The sequence below is a fragment of the Pseudoalteromonas sp. APC 3250 genome, assembly GCF_030407915.1.
Taxonomy (GTDB): Bacteria; Pseudomonadota; Gammaproteobacteria; order Enterobacterales; family Alteromonadaceae; genus Pseudoalteromonas; species Pseudoalteromonas tetraodonis.
The window spans coordinates 1-22,403 of record NZ_JASDCM010000009.1 but is presented as its reverse complement, the minus strand read 5'-3'; the positions used below and the strand labels follow the sequence as shown (position 1 = coordinate 22,403).

At 39.8% G+C, this 22,403-nt stretch carries 14 protein-coding genes, 5 tRNA genes, 1 other RNA gene and 1 pseudogene; 14 read left to right on the top strand and 7 right to left on the bottom strand.

From position 1 onward, the window contains the following. Positions 1 to 3 precede the first annotated feature (3 nt). The 4 genes from arcA to trmB form a co-directional block, all read right to left on the bottom strand. Positions 4 to 720, bottom strand: a complete 717-nt coding sequence (gene arcA / locus QL986_RS10990; protein WP_008110444.1) for a two-component system response regulator ArcA — start codon at positions 718 to 720, stop codon at positions 4 to 6. A gap of 459 nt (positions 721 to 1,179) precedes the next feature. Then, positions 1,180 to 2,784, bottom strand: coding sequence for an ATP-binding protein (locus QL986_RS10985; RefSeq protein ID WP_024601260.1), 1,605 nt, complete (start codon positions 2,782 to 2,784; stop codon positions 1,180 to 1,182). Positions 2,785 to 2,967: 183 nt separating this feature from the next. Continuing rightward, a complete protein-coding gene (locus QL986_RS10980) occupies positions 2,968 to 3,993 on the bottom strand; it encodes a methyltransferase (protein WP_024601261.1) in 1,026 nt (341 codons plus the stop codon). 36 nt (positions 3,994 to 4,029) lie between these two features. Then, entirely contained in the window at positions 4,030 to 4,755 is a 726-nt protein-coding gene (gene trmB, locus QL986_RS10975) for a tRNA (guanosine(46)-N7)-methyltransferase TrmB (protein WP_024601262.1), read from the bottom strand. A gap of 150 nt (positions 4,756 to 4,905) precedes the next feature. Here trmB and mutY point away from each other — a divergent pair, with 150 nt between their 5' ends. Both mutY and QL986_RS10965 read left to right on the top strand, forming a co-directional pair. Next, positions 4,906 to 5,967 (top strand): A/G-specific adenine glycosylase, encoded by a 1,062-nt coding sequence (mutY, locus tag QL986_RS10970; RefSeq protein ID WP_024601263.1) that lies wholly within the window; start codon positions 4,906 to 4,908, stop codon positions 5,965 to 5,967. Between the two features lie 33 nt (positions 5,968 to 6,000). Further along, a complete protein-coding gene (locus tag QL986_RS10965) occupies positions 6,001 to 6,273 on the top strand; it encodes an oxidative damage protection protein (RefSeq protein ID WP_013464143.1) in 273 nt (90 codons plus the stop codon). Between the two features lie 58 nt (positions 6,274 to 6,331). On the opposite strand, the gene QL986_RS10960 is transcribed toward QL986_RS10965, so the two are convergent. Further along, positions 6,332 to 9,115: an ATP-binding protein gene (locus tag QL986_RS10960; RefSeq protein WP_024601264.1), complete on the bottom strand. Its 2,784-nt coding sequence runs from the start codon at positions 9,113 to 9,115 to the stop codon at positions 6,332 to 6,334. Positions 9,116 to 9,421: 306 nt separating this feature from the next. Between QL986_RS10960 and QL986_RS10955 the strand changes: the two genes are divergently transcribed. The 8 genes from QL986_RS10955 to QL986_RS10920 all read left to right on the top strand — a co-directional run bounded on the left by QL986_RS10955 (position 9,422) and on the right by QL986_RS10920 (position 16,000). Continuing rightward, positions 9,422 to 9,497 (top strand) — tRNA-Phe (locus tag QL986_RS10955). 72 nt (positions 9,498 to 9,569) lie between these two features. Continuing rightward, positions 9,570 to 9,645: transfer RNA gene (locus QL986_RS10950), tRNA-Thr, on the top strand. 39 nt (positions 9,646 to 9,684) lie between these two features. Then, positions 9,685 to 9,760 (top strand) — tRNA-Phe (locus QL986_RS10945). A 59-nt stretch (positions 9,761 to 9,819) separates the two neighbouring features. Further along, positions 9,820 to 9,895: transfer RNA gene (locus tag QL986_RS10940), tRNA-Thr, on the top strand. A 40-nt stretch (positions 9,896 to 9,935) separates the two neighbouring features. After that, positions 9,936 to 10,011, top strand: a tRNA-Phe gene (locus tag QL986_RS10935). A gap of 306 nt (positions 10,012 to 10,317) precedes the next feature. After that, positions 10,318 to 11,727 carry a TolC family protein gene (locus QL986_RS10930; RefSeq protein WP_024600854.1) on the top strand — a complete coding sequence of 470 codons (1,410 nt, stop codon included), beginning with the start codon at positions 10,318 to 10,320 and terminating at the stop codon, positions 11,725 to 11,727. Continuing rightward, positions 11,724 to 12,920, top strand: a complete 1,197-nt coding sequence (locus QL986_RS10925) for an efflux RND transporter periplasmic adaptor subunit (RefSeq protein ID WP_028834372.1) — start codon at positions 11,724 to 11,726, stop codon at positions 12,918 to 12,920. The genes QL986_RS10930 and QL986_RS10925 overlap by 4 nt, the downstream gene beginning before the upstream one ends. Next, the gene (locus tag QL986_RS10920; protein WP_013464148.1) at positions 12,917 to 16,000 is read left to right on the top strand and encodes an efflux RND transporter permease subunit; all 3,084 of its coding nucleotides are present in this window, start codon (positions 12,917 to 12,919) and stop codon (positions 15,998 to 16,000) included. The genes QL986_RS10925 and QL986_RS10920 overlap by 4 nt, the downstream gene beginning before the upstream one ends. 153 nt (positions 16,001 to 16,153) lie before the next feature. Here QL986_RS10920 and ssrS read toward each other — a convergent pair. Then, positions 16,154 to 16,337, bottom strand: a non-coding RNA gene (gene ssrS / locus QL986_RS10915) — 6S RNA. Between the two features lie 225 nt (positions 16,338 to 16,562). Between ssrS and QL986_RS10910 the strand changes: the two genes are divergently transcribed. Genes QL986_RS10910 through QL986_RS10895 form a run of 4 tightly spaced genes read left to right on the top strand, consistent with a single transcriptional unit; the run spans position 16,563 to position 20,850 of the window. Next, a complete protein-coding gene (locus QL986_RS10910; RefSeq protein WP_024600851.1) occupies positions 16,563 to 17,126 on the top strand; it encodes a UPF0149 family protein in 564 nt (187 codons plus the stop codon). 36 nt (positions 17,127 to 17,162) lie between these two features. Next, on the top strand, positions 17,163 to 18,485 hold the full coding sequence (gene pepP / locus QL986_RS10905; protein ID WP_290191532.1) for a Xaa-Pro aminopeptidase: 1,323 nt from the start codon (positions 17,163 to 17,165) through the stop codon (positions 18,483 to 18,485). 14 nt (positions 18,486 to 18,499) lie between these two features. Further along, the gene (ubiH, locus tag QL986_RS10900; protein WP_290191531.1) at positions 18,500 to 19,687 is read left to right on the top strand and encodes a 2-octaprenyl-6-methoxyphenyl hydroxylase; all 1,188 of its coding nucleotides are present in this window, start codon (positions 18,500 to 18,502) and stop codon (positions 19,685 to 19,687) included. Next, positions 19,684 to 20,850 carry an FAD-dependent monooxygenase gene (locus QL986_RS10895; protein ID WP_290191530.1) on the top strand — a complete coding sequence of 389 codons (1,167 nt, stop codon included), beginning with the start codon at positions 19,684 to 19,686 and terminating at the stop codon, positions 20,848 to 20,850. Before ubiH ends, QL986_RS10895 begins: the two co-directional genes overlap by 4 nt. Before the next feature lie 159 nt (positions 20,851 to 21,009). Here QL986_RS10895 and QL986_RS10890 read toward each other — a convergent pair. Next, positions 21,010 to 22,198: pseudogene (locus tag QL986_RS10890) on the bottom strand (alpha/beta hydrolase-fold protein). Positions 22,199 to 22,403: the final 205 nt, after the last annotated feature.

The following is a 22,403-nucleotide window of genomic DNA, read 5'->3' as shown; positions in this document are numbered from 1 at the left end:
TAATTAGCTGTCGATTTTACCAATGAAACGGTAACCTTCACCATGGATGGTGCTGATTAACTCAGATGTTGAGTTGTCGCTTTCAAAGTGTTTGCGGATACGACGAATTGTTACGTCAACCGTACGGTCGTTAGCGCGGAGCTCTCGGCCAGTCATGTGTTTAATTAGTTGCTCACGGCTAAATATACGACCCGGAGAGTCAAGCATTAAACGCAGTGCTCTGTATTCGCCTTTAGGTAGACGTTTCGCGTCTCCGTTTGGAGAAGTAAGGCAACGACTGTTTTCGTCAAGTTCCCAACCGTTAAAGGTGATCACGCCATTTGTTTCAATAGCAGACTCTTCACCACCTAATGCAGTACGCGTAATTAAGTTACGAGCACGAATAGTTAATTCACGCGGGTTGAAAGGCTTAGTAATATAGTCATCAGCACCAATTTCAAGACCTAAAATACGGTCTACATCGTTGTCACGGCCTGTTAAGAAAATAAGACCAACTTTGCGTTTTTGGCGTAATTCGCGAGCTAAAATAAGCCCGTTTTTACCTGGCAGGTTGATGTCCATAACTACAAGATTGACGTCATCGTTATTTGTAAGCTTATCATGCATATCATCGCCATCAATGGCTTCAATAACTTTGTAACCTTCGGCTTCAAATAAACTAACGAGGTTTAGTCTAGTTACGTCTTCATCCTCTACGATCAGAATGACTGGCGTTTGCATTTTTAATTAACCTTTTTGGAGTGTGTTTTATTTTAAAATCGGTGTGATCATCAAAACCGACTACTAGAATTATAGGATTATATCTAAATGTTAACAAGTAAAAACAAATTAGATAAAAACAGCTGCGCGCCCAAACCTACTTTGACGTATTATTAAAAACCGCGGCTTAATTGATACTTAACGTTGGATGTATAATTTGAATTATAAAGTCGAAGCCATTTCCCTTTAATAATTGATACATCCATCAACCACCTAAAGATACTTAAAATAATCAGACTAATTCAAAACGGAATTATATCACTTTACAATTTTTCATCAATGTATGTGATATGTTAAACACAATTAAGTTCATTAATTGTGTGAAAATACAGCATTAATGGTACAACTGTTCAATGAGTGCTGTCTTAGTATGGTCATAAAGTCGTAATTCAAGAGCAGGCAACGGATTTATTTCACTTTTTAAAATAGCGTAATAATAAATCGTGCTCCTGATTGATACTCAGTATCTAACACAATCTCTCCAGCCAAAGCCTGGGTCACTAAGTTGTAAACTAAATGCATGCCTAATCCACTGGCTCCTTGACCGCGTTTTGAAGTAACAAAGGGGTCAAAAATTTTCGCTCTTATGTTGCTCTCTACACCTAGGCCGTTGTCGGTGTAGGTAATTTGTGTTTTTGTGTTTGTTGCCACAATATCAATTTGCACTACATTGTCACCGCCAGCTACAAATCCGTGTAGTAGGGAGTTTAAAATTAGTTGATGGAAAACTTGCTGCAGTGGCCCTTTTTTACTTTCAACGGTTAAATCTGCTGGACAATTTATAAGAACTTTAGGATTTTTTATTCTTAACTCTTGCCCCATAGACAATAATGTATCGTTTATGAGCTGCTGTAAGTGAACTGTGCTAGTGATTTCATCATCTTTAATCACGGCCACTTTTTTAAAGTTAGAAATAAGCTCTGCGACACGGTTTAAACTACTGTAGATGAGGTCTAAGTTTTCAATGCCATCGTTAGTAAATTGCTCAAATTGACTGGCAGTCAATGACTTATTTTGAAAGTTAATTTGTAGCTCCGCGAGTTTATCCCTTAGTAAAGTAGAACCGGTGATCCCAAGCCCTATAGGGGTATTTACCTCATGAGCTACACCTGCCACCATTTGCCCTAATGAAGCCATTTTTTTGTTTTCGACAATTTGAGTTTGGTATTGGTGCATCTTTTCAAGTGTAGATAGTAACTCTTTATTTGCTTCTCTGAGCGCGATGGTTCGTTGGCTTACTTTTTCTTCAAGATTTGAGTTTAGTAGCTTAATTTCTTTTTTATCTTCTTCGTGGCGCTCTATTTGTCTTTGTGTTCGCGCCAGCATTACATTTAAGCTGTTAGAAAGCCGGGTTATTTCAGTTAAGTTTGTTAAAGGCGCCCGGGCGTAGTAGTTATGATTTTTAGCTATGTTTTGCAGTAACAAGCTTAAGTTTTCTATTGGGCTGGCTATCCTTTTTTGTAGCCTTAAAATAATCAAAGAGATGAAGATAAGTATTAAAGCGATAATGGCAATATCAATTATAATTTTTTTAGTGATAAGCTTATTTAAGTTATCCAAGCTGCCCCTAATATACACATAACCCAGTAACTGATCATTATTGAGTATTGGAGTAATGTACTCAATAAACTCATCACCTACTTGGGGTTCTATAAAGTCGTTAATACTGTCTGTTTTGATTGGAACAGGTGGCGATTTTCGGGCATTAAAACTGGTAAAAAATACTGGTTTATTTGTTTGCTCATCTAGCGCATAAATATGTAAGTTTGTAACCGATGATACTTGTTGAAGAAGCTTTAACCGCCTTTCTTCTGCAGGTCTATTTTTATTTAGTAATGACGGCATTGCATCAAAGGCAATGATCTCTGACACCAGCACAAGTTTACTAATGAGCTGCTTTTTTTGCTCTTGTGTACTTAAGTAAGTAGAAATAGAAAGAGATAATAGCAAACAGATGGCTGTTATAAGCATGATGGTTTTAAACAATATGCTACGAATGCTATTTTGCTCTACAGTTTTAGGCATTGCGAGAGGGTCATCCGTGTCAATTGTGAGTGTAATAAATACTAGTTTAGCAAAAACAGGAAAAAGTGAAGAAAAAAGATTAGCTTAATTACACTATTTATTCTTAGTTAATCTACGTAATAAAGTAAATATGCGGCTAATATACCGCATATTTATGTTTTGATAGGGGATTAATAATAAGTTTTAGCTACTGTATACAGCAAACTTATTATTCTTAAACACCGTTTGATAACTATCAAATTGGGCTTCTAAAATAGGTGGATATTTTAAAAAGCTATTAGCAACAATAGTGAGCTTACCTGTTTTAGTTAGGTGCTGTTTGGCATTATTTAAAAACGATTCGGCCACTGTGTAGTCGGTCGCAATACCGGTATGAAATGGTGGGTTACTAATAATTAAATCAAACTTACCTGCAATGCTGTTTAAACCATCGCTCAGTACGGCTTCACCATTAACGTTATTAAGTTTAAGCGTTTGTGTTGTTGCATAGGCAGCCAGTGCGCTTACATCACTACATGTAAATGTAAGAGCCGGATTTTTTAGCCCTAAAAACGTAGCAATAAGCCCCGCGCCACAACCAAAATCAAGAACGTTACCGTGTTTTATATTTGGTGCATTTTCTAATAGCATTTTAGTGCCTGCATCAAGGCCGCCATGGTTAAACACGCCAGGAATACTTACAGCAGTAAATTCAATATCACTTACGTTGACCACAAACTCTTTGTGGTAAGTACTAATATCAAATGTTGAATTCAGGGTTATTTCTGAAAATGAATATAAAACGCAGTGTTTTGCAGAGTCAATTTTATTACTGAACGCCGTTTTATTGGCGAGTTGCTTTTCAATTGATTTTACACCGCTTTTGTTTTCGCCAACGACTAGCAGCTCAGCTTCTTTGCTTATCACTGCGCGTATGTTGTCTAATGCCATTAATAGCTCGGGCTTAGACTTGGGGTAATAAAGAATTACTAAATCATATTCACCGGCGCTAATCGTGTGATTAACTTCTACATTTATACCCGATATGTTTTTAGCAAATTCACCATTTGCATGGTTATAGCTAAAAGCCGTTATTTTACTTTGTGGGTTGAGCGTTTTTAGCTCATTTAAAAAGCCATCTTGAACAAAGTTGACCACCAATATTGATTTACCTTTTAGCTCCTCGCTGTTGCGAAGTAATAATAGGCTCGGATTGGTTAATACGCTCATAAATGGCTTTACCTTACTTGATTATTTAATTAACGGTTATTTAGTACGTTCGAACATTAAATCCCATACGCCATGGCCTAAACGATGGCCACGTTGTTCAAACTTAGTCAGCGGACGTAAATCAGGACGAGGTACATAGTCGTTAGTCTCTGATTGGTTTTTGTAACCAGGTGCTGCTTGCATTACTTCAAGCATATGCTCTGCATAGTTTTCCCAATCGGTTGCCATATGAAAAACGCCGCCAATTTTTAATTTAGAACGTAGTTTTTCTGCAAACTCAGTTTGTACAATACGGCGCTTATGGTGACGCTTTTTGTGCCATGGATCAGGGAAGAACAATTGTAAGGTCGATAAGCTTTCATCACTTATACAATCTGCAAGGACTTCAACGGCGTCGTGTTCAAATACACGAAGATTAGTAACGCCTGCTTCGTCGGCATCCATTAAACACGCGCCAACGCCTGGGCGATGTACTTCTATACCGATAAAGTTAAGATGTGGTGCATTTTTTGCCATTTCAACCAATGACTTGCCCATACCAAAGCCAATTTCTAACACTACATCATTGTCATTGCCAAATACTGCGTTTAAATCAAGCAGGCCGTTTTTATGCTCAAGCCCCATTGTTGGCCAGCATTTTTCGATTGCAGCGGCTTGGCCTTTGGTTAATCGGCCTTCGCGTTTTACAAAACTACGAATAGTGCGGATATACTTACCTTCTTGCTTAGCTTGCTCAAGGTTGTTGTTACTTGATTCACTCATATTATTGGCCTGACAAAACAATGTGTTTAAAAATGGTTGCGTATTATCCCTGACCCGCGCGGGGTTGACAAGCTCTAGGGCGTTATAGCTTGATCTTTTCAACAACTACAATAGACTGAGCCGCCATTAAGCATTAGTAAAAAAGTAAATATGTTGGATTTAAAAAAGCAGCAGTCTGATTGGTTTTCTAACCAAGTAGTTGATTGGTATCATCTCCATGGGCGCAAAACATTGCCATGGCAATTAGCTAAAACACCTTATAAAGTATGGGTGTCTGAGGTGATGCTGCAGCAAACCCAAGTTGTGACTGTTATTCCTTATTTCGAAAAGTTTATGCAAAGCTTTCCCGATATTATTGCTTTAGCAAATGCTGATGAAGATCAGGTTCTGCATCACTGGACTGGTCTAGGTTACTATGCACGCGCGCGCAACTTACATAAAACGGCCAAAATAGTGCGAGACAAATATCAAGGCCAGTTTCCCAACACACTTGAAGAGGTGATGGATTTACCCGGAATAGGGCGCTCTACTGCGGGTGCTGTTTTATCTTTATCGTTGGGGCAGCATCATCCTATTCTTGATGGCAATGTAAAAAGAGTGCTTGCGCGATTTTTCATGGTTGAAGGTTGGTATGGCGTCAAAAAGGTAGAAAATCAGCTGTGGCATTTAAGTGAACAACTCACCCCTAAAAATAATGTGACTGAGTTTAATCAAGCTATGATGGATTTAGGGGCAAGCCTTTGTTCACGAAGTCGTTTTGACTGTGAAGCATGCCCGTTAAAAACACAATGTGGTGCTTTTAATGCGGGTAAGGTTAAAGAGTTCCCACATTCTAAACCTAAAAAAGCAGTGCCTAAAAAAAGTTGTCATCAGTTAATTATTAAACATAACGACAAAGTACTCATGGAAAAACGCCCAAGTAGTGGCATTTGGGGGGGATTATTTGGATTTTTTGAATTTAATGAGCACAGTGAGCTCGATACTTTTTTAGTACAACAAGGGCTAAAAAGTGAGCTTGAGATATTAGCGCCTTTTAGCCATGTGTTCTCACATTTTGAGCTAACCATAAACCCACATGTGCTCAATGTTCAGCAAATCCCTGATGTGGTGAACGACAAGCAATTAATATGGTATCCACTTGATCAATCAATAGAGGTGGGTTTAGCTGCACCGACTAAAAAGTTGGTTAAACAAATGAGCCCAATAGGTTAAACTAGCAGCATTTAGCGTTAGAGAGAATAAATCATGGCACGTACTGTATTTTGTCAAAAGTTACAAAAAGAAGCTGAAGGCCTTGGATTTCAACTTTATCCTGGGGAAATTGGCGAAAAGATTTTTAATAATATATCTAAAGAAGCATGGGGACAGTGGCAGCATAAACAAACGATGCTGATCAACGAAAAGCATTTAAATATGATGGACCCAGAACATCGTACTTTTTTAGAAGAGCAAATGGTTGGCTTTTTATTTGAAGGAAAAGAGGTTGAGATTGAAGGCTATAAGCCAGTAGAAAAATAATCGTTAAAAAAGGGCTATAAAAGCCCTTTTTTGTTGTGCATACCTATGAACAGTTTAGTTAAATCAAGTCATCTTGTTGATCGTGGTTTCTAATTTGTTCTTTTAAAAATTGTGCTGCTCTTGAATATTCAATTTCGAGCTCATCTCTCATCTCAATTAACTCATCGGCATTGATTTCATCAGCCTTGCACTTATCCTCAAATGACTGCGCTAAATCAGCCACAATATTAGCCCCCACTGTTTTTGATATAGATTTCAATTGATGGCAGGCAGCTATAATTTCACTTTGACTCTTTTGTAGTACCGCAAAGTTGATTGATTTAATTTGTTCTTGGCTTTGCTCTAAATACATTTTAAAGAAGCGAATTTTTTTAGCATCATCGCCATTTATATATTTGTTGGCAGACTCCATGTTAATAGGCATGGCTGGCTTTTCAGCTGAGCTAATTTGTTTTGGCTGTTTATTATCTATATCGCTCCATTGATTTAATATGTCCTCAAGCGCATTTAACTCAATCGGTTTAGTTATAAAGTCATTAATTCCCACAGCTAAACAGCGCTCTCTTTCGCCTTTTAAGGCATTGGCTGTTACAGCAATAATATAAGGTTGAGCGTCGATTGCTTCTAACAGTGCCGCTTCTTCTCTAATCTTTTCAACCATATCGTAGCCAGACATTTTCGGCATATGTAAATCGGTCAGAATGAGCGAATAGCTGTTTTTACGCCACATCTCTATGCCTTCCTCACCATTATTCGCTACTTCCACACTATACCCTAATATGTGTAACTGCTCGGTAAGTACTTCTTGGTTTAATAAGTTATCTTCTACCAGTAAAACAAGCCTATTTGCAGCGAGTGCTTCTTCTGAATTTAAGTAATGATTCATGCTTTTAGCTTTTTTTATTTGCTTAGGTTTATGTAAGCCCGCCGCAACCAAAATTGAAAGCATAAAGTTAGATTTACACAGTGGTGAAGCATTAATATAAAAAATATTTTCATGATTAATAACGGCTTCATCTAGCTTACTTAATACCACCATTTGCTGATTATTATCTTCTAGTGAGTAAAGTAAACTTCTTAGCAAAGTGCTAATACTGCTCATGTCGTCAATACCATCGACAACCCAAATAATATCCTTTGTGTCTTGATGATCTTCTATATCTTTTTGCTCATGGGCATAGGTTATTTTGGCACCCATGAATGACAAGTAACGATAAATTACCTTGCCGCGTTCAGCATTGTCACTAACAACAACAACATGTTTATTATTGAGTGTATTTTTATGAGCAAATTCAGTTTTACCTGCCGTTGAAAAAGGCAGTTCAACGGTAAACTCACTACCAATCCCCTCATGGCTTGTAACATGTATAGTACCAAGCATTAGCTCGGTTAAGCTTTTACAAATTGAAAGCCCAAGTCCTGTACCGCCAAATTCTCGGGTAATTGAGCTTTCAGCTTGAGTAAACGGGCTGAATATTTTCCTTAATTGAGACTGACTCATTCCTTTACCGTTATCAACTACACAAAAACGGAGTGTAAAATGATCGGCAGTGTTGTGTGCAACTTCAACCGATATTTTCACCCTACCTTGAGTAGAGCCGTTAGTGCTGGTAAATTTAATGGCATTGCTACATAAGTTATAAAGTACTTGGCGAACCCTGACTGAGTCGCCCATAAGGTTATTAGGAATATCGGGTGCAATTGATAAATCGAGTTCTAGGTGACGGTTTTTTGCAACAGACGATAACACCTTTGCGACTTCTTCTAGCGTATCTGCAACAGAGAAGGGAGTCGGGTCTATATTGAGCTTTCCTGCTTCAATTTTAGAAAAATCCAAAATATCATCTAAGATACTGAGTAACGAAAATGCAGATTCACGAATAATTGTACTTAAACGTTGCTGTGCACCATCAAGTTCTGTTTGACGAAGTAAATCAATGGTACCGATTACACCATTCATTGGTGTTCTTATTTCATGACTCATAGTGGCTAAAAAGGTGGTTTTAGTTTCACTGGCTTTTAGCGCTTTTTGCGTTTGTTTCTCTAACTCAAAGGTTCTGCTTTGTACTTCTGTTTCAAGGCTTGTTTGTAATTTTTTTAACTCTTTTTTTGCCGCTTGATCGTCAGCTTGAACCTTACTCACCTTTTTGAGTAATAAATTAACTTGTTGAGCTACCGTTTCTAAACCACCCTCTAGTTGCTCATTTAGGGTGCTTTGATAGTTATCATTTTGCGTAATTTCTTTTAGTTCTTGAGTAAGTGAATCTGTATTTTTATGTAATCGCTTGTTAATGTATTTATTCAACATGAATGCTAATACAAACAGCACCACCAGTGCAGCAAAGGCTACAACATAGGCATTTAGTGGTGAGTGTTGATTTGATGGTGTAACTGAGGGCTGTGTTTGCTTAATAATAAGCTCTCCAATTATCTGCCCCTCTGATGAGATTAAATGATGAAGAGTATTTTGTTCTTTAATATGTTTATTAACAGCTAAAGGCGCAATTGCTTTACTGTTATTGCTATAAACTAACTCGGCTTGATTATTGGCATTAAAACGGTGGAGCGTATATTTATAATCATCATTGAGTAAGGTGGTCATATCGAGTAATTGCGTGACCTTGTCTTGCTCGTATATTGTTAATGCTTCTGCTAAAGGCTGATCAAGACGCTCAGCAAGTTTTGTTAACGATAAAGTAGAGGTTGGAGCAGATGCATTGTTATCAGCATTACTTTGTGAATAAAGCACAAAGGCGACTACAAATAATGCGGTTATTATAAGGTTACTAACTAAGAATAAAGGTAGTAGGCCTTTTATTGCTGAAGAGGGCTTGCTCTGCATGAGTTTTCCTGTGGTCTTATTATTAAAACGGTAAGCCTGTACCGAAAGTTATTATTCAATCGTAACACCTAAAAAAAATAATTCACTACGTTTTTTAAACTCTTTTGTTGGATAAATACACTGTATTAACGAAAATAGCCTCGAGTTGTTTGAAAACCGTTCAAACGATTATAAAGAATAAAAAAAAAGTTGACTTGTAGGGGCAAAACTCGTTTAATACGCCGCACGCCCAGATAGCCAGTCAGTAGAGCTAGCTGGGAATTGCATTAAAAATCCGTTGACATTTTTAATTAGCACTGTTTAAGTGCCTCGATAGCTCAGTTGGTAGAGCAGAGGATTGAAAATCCTCGTGTCCCTGGTTCGATTCCGGGTCGAGGCACCATTATTAAAGTAATAGTGTTTCAAATCATAAGATTAAACATTATTACGCGTGCCTTAGCACACAGTTTAGTGTGCCGACTTAGCTCAGCTGGTAGAGCAACTGACTTGTAATCAGTAGGTCAACCGTTCGACTCGGTTAGTCGGCACCATTTATTTAAATAGTTAATTTAACTATTGCACTGTTTAGTGCCTCGATAGCTCAGTTGGTAGAGCAGAGGATTGAAAATCCTCGTGTCCCTGGTTCGATTCCGGGTCGAGGCACCATTTATTAAAAGTTATCAATCTTTAAAATTGATAAAGTGCCTTAGCACACAGTTTAGTGTGCCGACTTAGCTCAGCTGGTAGAGCAACTGACTTGTAATCAGTAGGTCAACCGTTCGACTCGGTTAGTCGGCACCATTTATTTAAATAGTTAATTTAACTATTGCACTGTTTAAGTGCCTCGATAGCTCAGTTGGTAGAGCAGAGGATTGAAAATCCTCGTGTCCCTGGTTCGATTCCGGGTCGAGGCACCATTTATACAAAGCCTCGCTAATGCGGGGCTTTTTTGTTTCTAAGTTTTTTCTACCCTGCTCTATTTTTCCTGTATGTCATAAACAGTAAGTCCCTTTGTCCTTTTCGTACCGCTTTGAGAACTTTATTCAGCTTTTTTGACTAAAAATTAGATTGTTTATTAATTTGTGATCAATATGTTAATACTTGGCGTATCTACGGCACTTATAATTTCATCGCAAAGTATGTAATGTTATGTAAAGTCAATTGAGCAACGTTTGCTAAAGTGCTTGAATAACATTCATAAATAGCATTAATCAGGTTTAAACATAATGTGGCAATATAAGCCATCTTTATTGGCAATAAGTATTATGCTGCTAAGTGGTTGTGCGAGTAACTTAAACCCGCAACTACGTGAGCAAGCACCGAATACACTCCCAGATCAGTGGCAACAAACAGCTGTTGAATCAGTAGTTGCTGTCAACGACACATGGTTTAATAAACTTGCTTCACCAACAGTAAAGCAGCTAGTTACTCAAGCGCTAAAAAACAATCAGCAACTATTGCAAAACCGTTTTGATGTAGAAATACAAAAACAGCAATTAATTGTCACCGGTGCCGCTTTATGGCCCAGTTTAGATATTTCAACGCGAGTAGGACGGAGCAAAGATAATCGTCCGGTTAGTTATAATAACTCAAGCTCTGTATCGTTAGAGTTAGGCTATGAAATTGATTTATGGGGTAAACTCTCTGATGCAAAGCGCAGAGACAACCTCAACTACCTTGCTCAGCAAGCTCGCTATGAGCAAACTAAACAACAGCTTATTGCAGATGTTATAACAAATTGGTTTAACTTAATCAGTGCAGAGCAATTACTTGATTTGTTTAAGCGCAGAGAAGCTAACGCCCAGCAAAACCTTGAGATTATTGAGTCGGGTTATCGCCAAGGTTTAAATGAAGCGTTAGATGTTTATTTAGCTCGCAATGAGTTAAACAATGAACGCTCCCGTATAGCAACCCAAAAAGCAAATTTGACTCAAGCTGCACGTAGCCTTGAGCGTTTATTGGGGGAGTATCCAAAAGGATTGATAGCAGCGAATAACGACCTACCTGTAATTAATGACGACATTCCTCTTGGTTTACCGTCGGAGCTTATTACTCGCAAACCTGCGTTGCGTGCTAGTTGGTATCAGTTATTAGCCAGCGACGCTTCGCTTGCGTATGCGCATAAACAGCGTTTTCCGAGTTTAAATTTAGCGGCAGGTTTAAGCGATAGCACTAACAGGGTAAGCGACTTATTTTCTGCTTCAAGTCTTGCGTGGTCACTTATTGGTAGCATTTCAGCGCCTATTTTTGACGCTGGGCGACTCGCTGCGAACGAGGAAATAGCCAGTTTACAAACGCAAAAGCAAGAGCAAGCCTATCTGCAATCTTTATATGATGCATTTGGTGATGTTGAAAATGCTATTACCCAACAACAATCTTTAAAGGCACGCTACCAAAGCACCTTGCAGGCACAAGAAAATGCCTTAGCAGCAGAGCAATTATCGTTTGAACAATATCAAAGTGGTTTAGTGAGCTACACCACCGTATTAGATGCACAAGCACGCTCGTTTGATGCACAAAGTTCACTGATTGAAATTAAAAACCAATTACTCACAAATCGCATTAAATTACATGTTGCTCTTGGGGGCGACTTTGCAAAATCAAGATCCGCACAGGATGAGCAAGCACTATGAAACTAAACAAACAAAAAATAATTGTTCCCGCTGCTATCATTATAGCGACCATTTTTTTGGTGATGTTTATTAAGGGAAACCCGCCTAAAGCATCACGTTTTTCAGCACCGCCAAAAGCAAAAATTAATGTAGCGGTAAAACCATTGCAGTTAATTGACTACCCCGTTGAAATTGATAGCTTTGGCACGGTTAAACCACGAACTCAAAGTATGTTGGTGGCTCAGGTTTCTGGACTGATTATTGATATAAATGAGCAGTTCCGCGAAGGCGGCTTTTTTGAAAAAGGCGATGTGTTACTTCAGTTAGATGATCGCGATTTAAAAGCAGAAGTTAAATCAGCACAAGCTAATTTGCTCAATGCCGAGCAAAACTTATTAGAAGAGCAAGCGCGAGGCCGACAAGCGCTTACTGATTGGCAACGTCTAGGCAATGAGTCTGAACCGAGTATTTTAGTACTTAGAAAGCCACAGCTAGCTGCAGCGCAAGCACAGGTTTTGTCAGCACAAGCACAATTGGAAAAAGCGCAACTAAATCTTGAACGTACTAAAATTAAAGCCCCTTATGCTGGGCGAGTATTAAACCGCAGCGTTGACTTAGGTCAGGTGGTATCTAACAATATGCAGTTAGCGACAATTTATGCAACCGACAGTGTTGAAATACGCTTACCGATAAAGAATAAAGATCTGCCTTTTATTAATTTACCTGAGCAATATCGAGATGGTGCTAAAAATCAGCGTGGCTCAGCGGTTAATTTCACTTCAGATTTAATTGGCGAGCAACAATGGCAAGGCCAACTTATTCGTACGGAGGGCGCAATAGATGAAAGTGCTCAGCAATTGTATGTGGTGGCTAAAATTAATGACCCTTATAAATCAACCAGTGATAATCAATACCCAGTAAAAATAGGCCAATACGTTAAAGCTAAAATTAATGGCAAAGTCGCCTCTCAGGTACTCGTTATTCCCAATAGTGCGATATATCAAGGCAGTTATGTTTATGTGGTTGAAAATGGCACACTACAGCGTAAAAATATTGCTTTAGCGTGGCAAAATGCGCTGCAAGGCATTGTGAGTAAAGGTCTTGAAGCGGGTAGTCAATTAGTGCTGACGCCACTGGGGCAAGTGAGTTCAGGTACGCCAGTGCAGATAATGGATGCGACTCCTAAAGCACAAAAACCAGGAGAGCAACCATGATCGCTTGGTTTACACGTAACCATGTTGCTGCCAACTTACTGCTAATTAGTATTGTGTTGGGCGGCCTATTCAGCCTGTCTTCTAAGTTACCGTTAGAGGTGTTTCCCTCGTTTGTTTCTGATCGTATAAATATTAGTGTGAGTTTACGTGGTTCAACCCCAGAAGATGCTGAAAAAGGGGTCACCATACGAATAGAAGAAGCATTACAAGATCTCGAAGGTATTAAACAAATATCGAGCCGCTCTTCTGAGGGGTCATCACAAGTAAGCGTTGAGGTTGATACTGGCTACGACGAGCGTGAATTGTTAGCGGATATAAAGAGCCGTGTCGATGCCATTAATACCTTTCCAGCCGATGCAGAAAAACCAGTAATAGGGTTAATCCAGCGTAAGCGTGAAGTAATAGCAGTCACTGTTTCAAGTGACTACAACGAAAAAGAAACCCTAGAATATGCAGAGCAAGTCCGTGATGAATTACTGCGTATTCCGGCGATTACCCAAGTTGAACTTAGTGGCGTACGTAATTATGAGCTGGCAATCGAAGTAAGCCAAGATACGCTGCGCCAATACGATTTAACCTTGGCGCAAATATCCAGTGCCATTGCCAATTCAAGTTCTGATATTTCAGCGGGAAACCTTAAAACAGAGGGCGGTGATGTACTTATTCGCTCTAAAGGGCAAGCTTACCGCAAAGATGAATTTGCAAGCATTGTGATAAAAAATCAAGCCGATGGCACTATTATTCGCTTAAGTGATATTGCAACCATTAACGATGATTTTGAAGAAACCCCCGTGCGCACCCGCTTTAATGGCAAACAAGCCGCATTTATCGATGTGTACCGCATTGGTCCGCAAAGTGCGATAGAAGTGGCCGATGCAGTTAAAAACTATATTACCAGTGAGCAAGCTAATTTACCGCAAGGGTTTTATTTAAGCTATTGGGATGATGACTCTGAGGTAGTAAAAAGCCGTATTGCTACCCTAACTAGCAATGCTTTACAGGGCGGTATTTTGGTACTGGGGTTACTGACTTTATTTTTAAGACCTGCCATCGCGTTTTGGGTATTTATTGGTATTCCGGTTTCATTTATGGGCGCGTTTATGGCAATGGCCGCCTTTGGCGTGACCATAAATGTGATCAGCTTATTTGGTTTTATATTGGTGCTAGGGATTGTGGTGGACGATGCTATTGTTACCGGTGAAAACGTGTATACCCATTTAAAAACCGCCAAATCGGGCGAAGAGGCTGCTATAAAAGGAACTCAAGAAGTAGCCACGCCAGTTACATTTGGCGTGTTAACCACCGTGGCCGCTTTTTTACCGTTAGGTTTTATAGAAGGCGCGCGAGGCGCTATTTTTGCGCAAATTCCGGTGGTGGTTATTCCGGTATTATTGTTTTCATTGATTGAATCTAAATTTGTGCTGCCAGCGCATTTAAAATATATCAAACTGCGCCAGCAAAAAGGCAAAGGTTCTAAATTAGAGCAACTCCAACAACGTTTTGCTGATGGTTTTGAGCATGCCATTTTAAAATATTACCAACCCGTATTAGGGCTAGCGCTACGCAACAAACTGGCCACAGTCAGTTTATTTATGGGCGTGTTTTTAATTATTTTAACCATGATCACCAGTGGTTGGACTAAGTTTATTTTCTTCCCACGTATTCCCAGTGAAACAGTTCGGGTTAATTTAACTTTTCCTGCGGGAACACCGTTTGAAGTCACGAATAAATACATTATTGATATGTCAGATAAAGCCAGAGAGCTTCAGCGTAAGTATCAAGATGAAGAAACAGGGCAAAGTATTATCCTTAATATTTTAGCCAGCACTGGCGGGCGAGGCGGTGCGGCTAATTCGGGTAGTGTGCGCTTTGAAATCACCCCAGCAGAACAACGAGAGTCTGATATTGGTTCGCGTGAGTTGGTAAAAGAGTGGCGGCAATTAATAGGGGTGATCCCAGGGGCTGAAAGTCTCACATTTAGAGCAGAAATAGGTAGAAGCTCAAACCCAATTGATATTCAATTATCGGGTAATTCCATAACCACACTGCAAACAGTGGCTGAGCAAATTAAACAACGATTGGCCACTTATCCAAGCGTGTTTGATATTGCCGATAGCATGTCTGATGGTAAAGAAGAGCTACAAATAGAGCTAACAGAGCAAGGGCTTGCACTTGGATTAAATAGAGTTGATGTATCAAGACAAGTGCGTAACTCGTTTTTTGGTGTACAAGTACAGCGCATTCAACGCGGGCGTGATGATGTGCGCGTTATGGTGCGCTTACCTATAGATGAAAGACGCTCAGTTGCTGATTTAAAAGATATATTAATACAAACACCTAATGGTGGGCGAGTGCCGCTGTCACACGTGGCCACTTTAGTACCGGGTCAAAGCCCATCAACCATTACCCGTATTGATCGTTACCGTACTCTTAATGTGTCGGCGGATGTAGAAAAAACCGATACCAATATGACCGTGCTTCAAGCTGATTTAAAAACCTACTTAGATGAACTTGTGCAACAATACCCAGGTGTAAGCCATTCATTAGAAGGTGAAGCCAAAGAGCAGCGCGAATCGTTTGGTTCATTATTGTGGGGAATGGTATTTGTATTTTTTGTAATTTATGGGTTGCTCGCAATTCCCTTTAAATCGTACTTACAGCCACTGGTGGTGATGAGCATTATTCCTTTTGGCATGATTGGCGCAGTAATTGGCCATTGGATCATGACTATGGAGCTTACCATTATGAGTTTGCTGGGAATGCTCGCGTTAATTGGGGTCGTGGTGAACGACTCGTTAGTATTGGTTGATTTTATTAATAAAAAACGCAGTGAAGGGCTCGATTTAATGGAAGCTGTTAAAACCGCCGGCGTAGCGCGTTTTCGCCCGGTTATGCTAACTAGTTTAACCACCTTTATAGGCTTAATGCCGCTACTGTTTGAAAAGGCGACTCAGGCGCAGTTTTTAATTCCTATGGCAGTAAGCCTAGGTTTTGGGATTATATTTGCGACTTTTATAACCTTATTACTTGTTCCCGTTAACTATATGCTGATGGAGCGCTTTCAAGGTTGGTTTAAGTAGTGTTAGGCATTAAAAAGACAAAGGGATAGGTGTTAGAAACAAGTTTAATATCGGGCTGTGGAGGCGCAGTTCGATATATTTAAAGACGAAAGATAGGGAATGTTTAGTTAAAAAGAAATGCTTGAGAACCTAGAACCTAAGCTATAAAGGAAGGTGTTCCCCGAGAATGCGGTGCCCGGTGTCAGTCCTGAAACCTTGAGGTTTCAGGGCGGAAATCTGCGGTTTACCGTAGGCTTCTCGGTACATGCCGAGCTTGCACAATAGTAAACGAACAAAAATCCTGGTATAAAATTTATCGGCTCAGGGACTTAACCAAGCTCCTGCACCCCAGGGAACAAATTTAGTATATAAGACATATTCCAATCCTTAAACCCCAATCGTAAAAAATTAAACTGTTCGCTCAGTTTTCCTGCAAATTTAATCTTATATTTACTTTTAAGATTGCTTTTTGAACTTAATCAGCTTTTCAATCGCTTGCTTTTGACCTCAGTCATAGAATTCATTGGAGTTGCTTTTTATCGAGTGGTAGCATTGCTTTAATTAGCAAAGCGAAGACGTCATTATGAATAACTTACCAGATTACGAAAAAGCCCAACTTCTTTTAGAGAAAAACGAAATATTTGTATCACCTGCTGAAGCGCATGGCGTTATTAGCGGCTTACTTGCTTGTGGGCTAAGCATTGACGATAAAGAATACTTAGGCTTACTGAGCGACGTATTTAATGATGGCGAGTCGTTTAGCAACGATTTAAAACAGTTTTTTGGTAAAGTTTATCAACAAGTTGTTGAAAGCTTTAACAATGAAGAGTTTCAATTTGATTTGTTTTTACCGAGTGATGACGAAACACTCATCGATCAAGCCAATGGGCTCGTATCATGGGTAGCTGGGTTTATGCTGGGCTTTGGCTTAAAGCAAAAAGACTATGGCAAGCTGTCGGCAGATGTAAAAGAAGTGATTAGCGACTTTAGCGAAATTACGCGCCTTGATACAACCTTTGAAGAAACCGAAGAAGATAGCCAAGCACTGCATGAAGTGATTGAGTACGTACGCGTATCGGCGTTACTGTGTTTTGCTGAACTTGGCAAAGAGCAAAACCCACAAAGCAACAAAAAAACACTGCATTAATTTAGTAATACAACAAAAGTAATGGGTTAGTTATTAATGGTTGAAATACAAAAGTCAGAGTTTAAAGCGCGCCGCGAACGTTTATTGGCGGCAATGGATAGCAACAGTATTGCGATAATTCCTGCTGCAACCGAGCTCACACGTAGCCGAGATACTCATTATCCGTTTAGACAAGACAGTGACTTTTTTTACTTAACTGGTTTTAACGAACCCGATGCGGTATTGGTGTTATGCAAAGACAGTGATACGCCTTCTATATTGTTTTGTTTAGATAAAGATAAACTTGCAGAGATATGGCACGGCAGGCGCATTGGTTTTGAAAAAGCGCAAAGTGAATACTTATTCGACAAAACTTATGCATTAAGTGAACTAAACGAACAATTATTGAATTTGGTGAACGGCCAACAGATTTTATTTTATGCACAAGGGACGTATCCTGCCTTTGACGGCAAAGTATTTTCAATGCTCAATACTTTGCGCAGTGCCCCCAAAAAAGGCGATACAGCACCGAGTACAATTAAAGATATTCGCCCGTTATTACATGAAATGCGCCTATTTAAATCGCCAAGCGAAATTAACATTATGCGTGAAGGCTGCGAAATAAGTGCCCGAGCACACATGCGTGCCATGCGCTTTTCCCACGTTGGCGCAACCGAGTTTCAATTAGAAGCAGAACTTCATCATCACTATGCGATGAATGGGGCGCCACATCCAGCTTATGGCACCATTGTCGGTAGTGGCGATAACGCTAATATTTTGCACTACACCCAAAACAGCGATGTATTAAACAATGGCGACCTAGTGCTGATTGATTCAGGTTGTGAGCTACAAGGTTACGCAGCCGACATTACCCGTACTTTCCCCGTTAATGGTAAATTTAGCACCGAGCAAGCTGCGCTTTATAATATTGTACTCAAAGCGCAAGAAGTCGCATTTAGCGAAGTAAAGCCCGGTGGCTACTTATCGCAGGCTAATAAACTCGCTATGCAAGTGCTAACCCAAGGGTTACTCGATTTAGGTATTTTAACCGGCGATTTTGATGAGCTAATGGCGCAAGGTGCCTGTAAAGAATATTACATGCATGGTCTTGGCCATTGGTTAGGACTCGATGTTCACGATGTGGGCGATTACAAGGTTAATAACCAAGAGCGTGCTTTTGAACCTGGTATGGTACTGACCATTGAACCAGGGCTTTATATTAGTAAAGATTCAAACGCACCCAAAAAATACCAAGGCATAGGTATTCGTATTGAAGATAACTTATTAGTAACTGAGTCTGGTCACGAAAACTTAACGATTACCGTGCCTAAAAAAATTAGCGAAATAGAAGCGTTAATGCAAAGCGCTAAAAACGCATAAGCTTGGAGATAAAAGTGGCTAAGCAGTTTGATATTGTAGTAATTGGTGGTGGTTTAGTCGGCGCAAGTTGTGCTCTAAGTATAAGTAAAAAAAATCCCAGCTTAAATATTGCTGTAATTGAAGCAAATCAAGTAACCACTGATTATCATCCAAGCTTTGATGACAGAAGTATCGCACTTGCCCAGCAGTCGGTAGAGTATTTACAAAGCCTCAATTTATTTGAAATGAACGCTCCCTATGCTGCGGCCATAAAAAAAGTCAGTGTGTCAGACAAAGGGCACTTTGGTAAAACCCATATACACAGTGATGAGTTTACAAAACCCTCATTAGGTTATGTGGTAGAGGTAAACCCATTTGGCAGAGCGCTGCATCAGCGTTTAATGCAATCAAACATATCGCTTTTTTGCCCAGATAGCGTAACAGCGATAAAACAAAACGCCGATAGTAATGAACTTACACTACAAAGTGGTGAAAAACTGAGTGCCAAGCTGTTGGTGATTGCCGACGGTGCACAGTCGCCAACTCGTAATTTATTGGGGCTCGGCTTCAATACCCAGCCTTATGAACAAGGTGCGATTATTGCCAATATAGAAGTCGCTGGTGGGCACCATCATCAGGCGTTTGAGCGGTTTACCCAAAATGGGCCAATGGCTTTATTACCCATGAGTAATAACCGCTATTCGTTAGTATGGTGTATGCGCCAAGAGCATATTGAGCAGTATATGTCGCTAAGTGAACCAGACTTTATAAGTGCGCTGCAAATTGCCTTTGGTTATCGTGCAGGACAGTTTATAAAAGTCGGTATGCGCGCTAGTTACCCTCTAGTTTATGGGCAAATAGAATCGTTAACGACGCACCGCACAGTGGTGATAGGCAACGCGGCACATGCCATTCATCCTATTGCAGGACAAGGCTTTAATTTAGGGCTGCGCGACGTACAAGTGCTGAGTAACTTAATGGCAAACAGTGAACATGATTTAGGTAGTTATGCTTTTACTCGTCAATATTCAATTAAGCGCAGTGATGATATAAACACTGTGATGACATTGACCGATGCCTTGGTTCGACTTTTTTCAAACTCATCACGGGTGTTAGCGCTTGGTCGAAGTATTGGGCTATTTTCAATGGATTTATTCCCTGCATTAAAAGCCCCATTAGCAAAACAATTAATGGGTCAAGTTAAACAAGGTACACGTTTATGAAACAAGTACAGGTTTGTATAGTGGGTGGTGGCTGCGTTGGGTTAACGCTGGCGCTCGGGCTTGCTAAAGCGAATATCAGCGTGGCTGTGTTAGATGCTGCGCCAACTCAAGCTCCACCTAGCGATGATTATGGTTTACGAGTTAGTGCACTAAGTATTGCCAGTCAAACCTTGCTGGAGCAATTAAATGTATGGCCACACATAATAGCTGAGCGTGCTTGTGCTTATACGCACATGGATGTACGCGATGCCGACAGCTTTGGAAAAATAGCCTTTAATAACGAGCAACTTGAGCTTGAGCATTTAGGCCACATTGTTGAAAACGATATTATTCGCTTTGCACTAATAAAAGAGCTTGAGCAGCAAAGTAATGCCACACTCATGTTTAATACCGAGTATCAGCAAATACACCAAAGCGAGTCTGATGTATTTATTAATTTAAAAACAGGTGAGCCTATTATTGCTAAGTTGCTGGTGGCAGCTGATGGTGCAAATTCAGCGATTCGTAAACAGTTTAATATGGCGCTGAGCTTTAAAGATTACGATCACCATGCGTTAGTAGCGACAGTTAAAACCAAAGAGTTACATGCAAATACCGCACGCCAAGTGTTTTTACCTACAGGGCCGCTAGCGTTCTTGCCATTGAGCGATGGGCATACTCATTCAATTGTGTGGTCTACCAGCCCGAATCATTGTGATGAATTGTTAGCAATGGACGACACCACTTTTAATAAAGCAGTTATGGCTGCCATAGATGGCCAATGCGGTTTATGTGAAGTGCAAAGTAAGCGCGTCGCGTTCCCACTTAAAATGCGTTATGCCCAGCAATGGGTAAATGGCAACGTGGTGCTAATGGGCGATGCAGCGCATACCATTCATCCATTGGCAGGGCTGGGTATGAACCTAGGTCTAAAAGACGCGGCTTATTTAATCGAGCTACTAAGTCAAGACACCAAAGAATTTGCAAGTACGCGCACACTGCGTGATTACGAGCGCACCCGTAAGCTCGACGCACAAAAACACATTGCCATGATGCAAGGGCTAAAAGAGTTATTTGAAGGCGCAAACCCAGTTAAAAAGCTGATTCGTGGGGTAGGGCTTTCGTTAGTTGATAACTTGGGCCCAATCAAACACCTATTCGCCAAAGAAGCGATAGGGAAGTGATAAAGACAAGCGGTCAGTTTCTAGCTGTCAGCTTTCAGTAAAATAAAAACCGATGTTTAGTTTAAGCATCGGTTTTTTTATAGGCTAATGCTTTCTTTAGTGTATGCGTACAGCTTGCTGACACGACAAGCGAAGCTCGTAATGCTTTAAATTAATGAGCTACAAATTCTCTTTTGCTTCATTCACCATATCTTGTAGTGCATCAACTAACAATGGGTCACGCGAGTTCTGTTTAGCAAGTTCTAGTGCGTGTTTCATACTAGTGAATGCCTCTTTGAACTGTTTATTAGCCGTGTAGCCTTGCGATAATCGCATGTGAGAGTAAGCAGCATTAGGGTAATCGTTAGTAAAGTGTTTTAGTGTTGAAATAGCTTTTTTAGTGTTACCAAACTCTTGTTGGCTGTGGGCAAATTCTACGTACACATCTTGTGGAATTTTAAGCTCAAATCCGTACTTATCACTAAGTGCTTGGTAGTAACCGGTAATCAATGATACATCTGCAAATTTTCCGTGCTCGTCAGTCACTTTAAATATTAGGTCGCTAAATAAGTGAATTAGGCTATCGCTAAGTGCTGGAAGTATGGTGCCCATATGAGTAAAAGTGGGATAATGCTTATATTCCCATTTTAGCTGCGTGGGCATTTGTTGCTCTAAATTTACTAAAGTATTTAATGCACCTGTATAAAAGCGTGCGCCTTCACTTGCTACACTAATAAATAACGCTTGAGCGCCTTTAGGGTTTTTAGTGTATTTAGTGATATTACTTTTTAACTCTTCATCACTCCACCAACTATTTGGGCTTATGGCTATATAGTTGTTAAATAATTCCGGCTGATTAACTAAAGTATAAAGCGCTAATGTACCAGCATTAGAATGACCAATTAAGGTGTTGTAACCATTAGTTGGGTAGTTGCTATTTATATAGGGCATGAGCTCATCAGACACAAACTTTAAAAAATTATCGGTTTGCCCTGCGTCAGGCCATTTATTTTTAACAAAGGTTTGTAGGCTCACCTTGTACTTTAGGTAAGTAATCACGAACGCGGTTGGTTGTATCAATAGCAACAAGCATTGCATTAGGTATCTGCTCGTAATCAATGAGGGATTTTATAACGCCAGACGCCGTATGAAAGTGCTCAATACCATCAAGTAAATAAATAACATAGAGCGGCTGATCGTCTTTTACATTGTCAGGTATGAATATTCTGATAGGTCTGTCTTCGTTAAGTATTTTTGATTGTAGAATGACCTTTTTACCCACGGTTATGTCGGTTGTAGCGGTGTCTGCATAGCTTAAAATAGGTGTACTAAAAGTAAGTATTAACACAAGCGATAGTAAAAGCTTCATAAATATCCTTATTAAATAATGTGTTGCTCAATAATTGCACGGCTTTAGGTTTGAGTAAATGTTTATATTTTAGAAGCAAATGTAGAGCTTAAATAATTTAAAGCTATGCTTTTCAAGCTCGGCGTCTACCTCGTAAATATTAAACACTTATCTTGATTTTACTTATTGATATAAAGGGAGCATCCAATAATCTCTTCCCGAACCC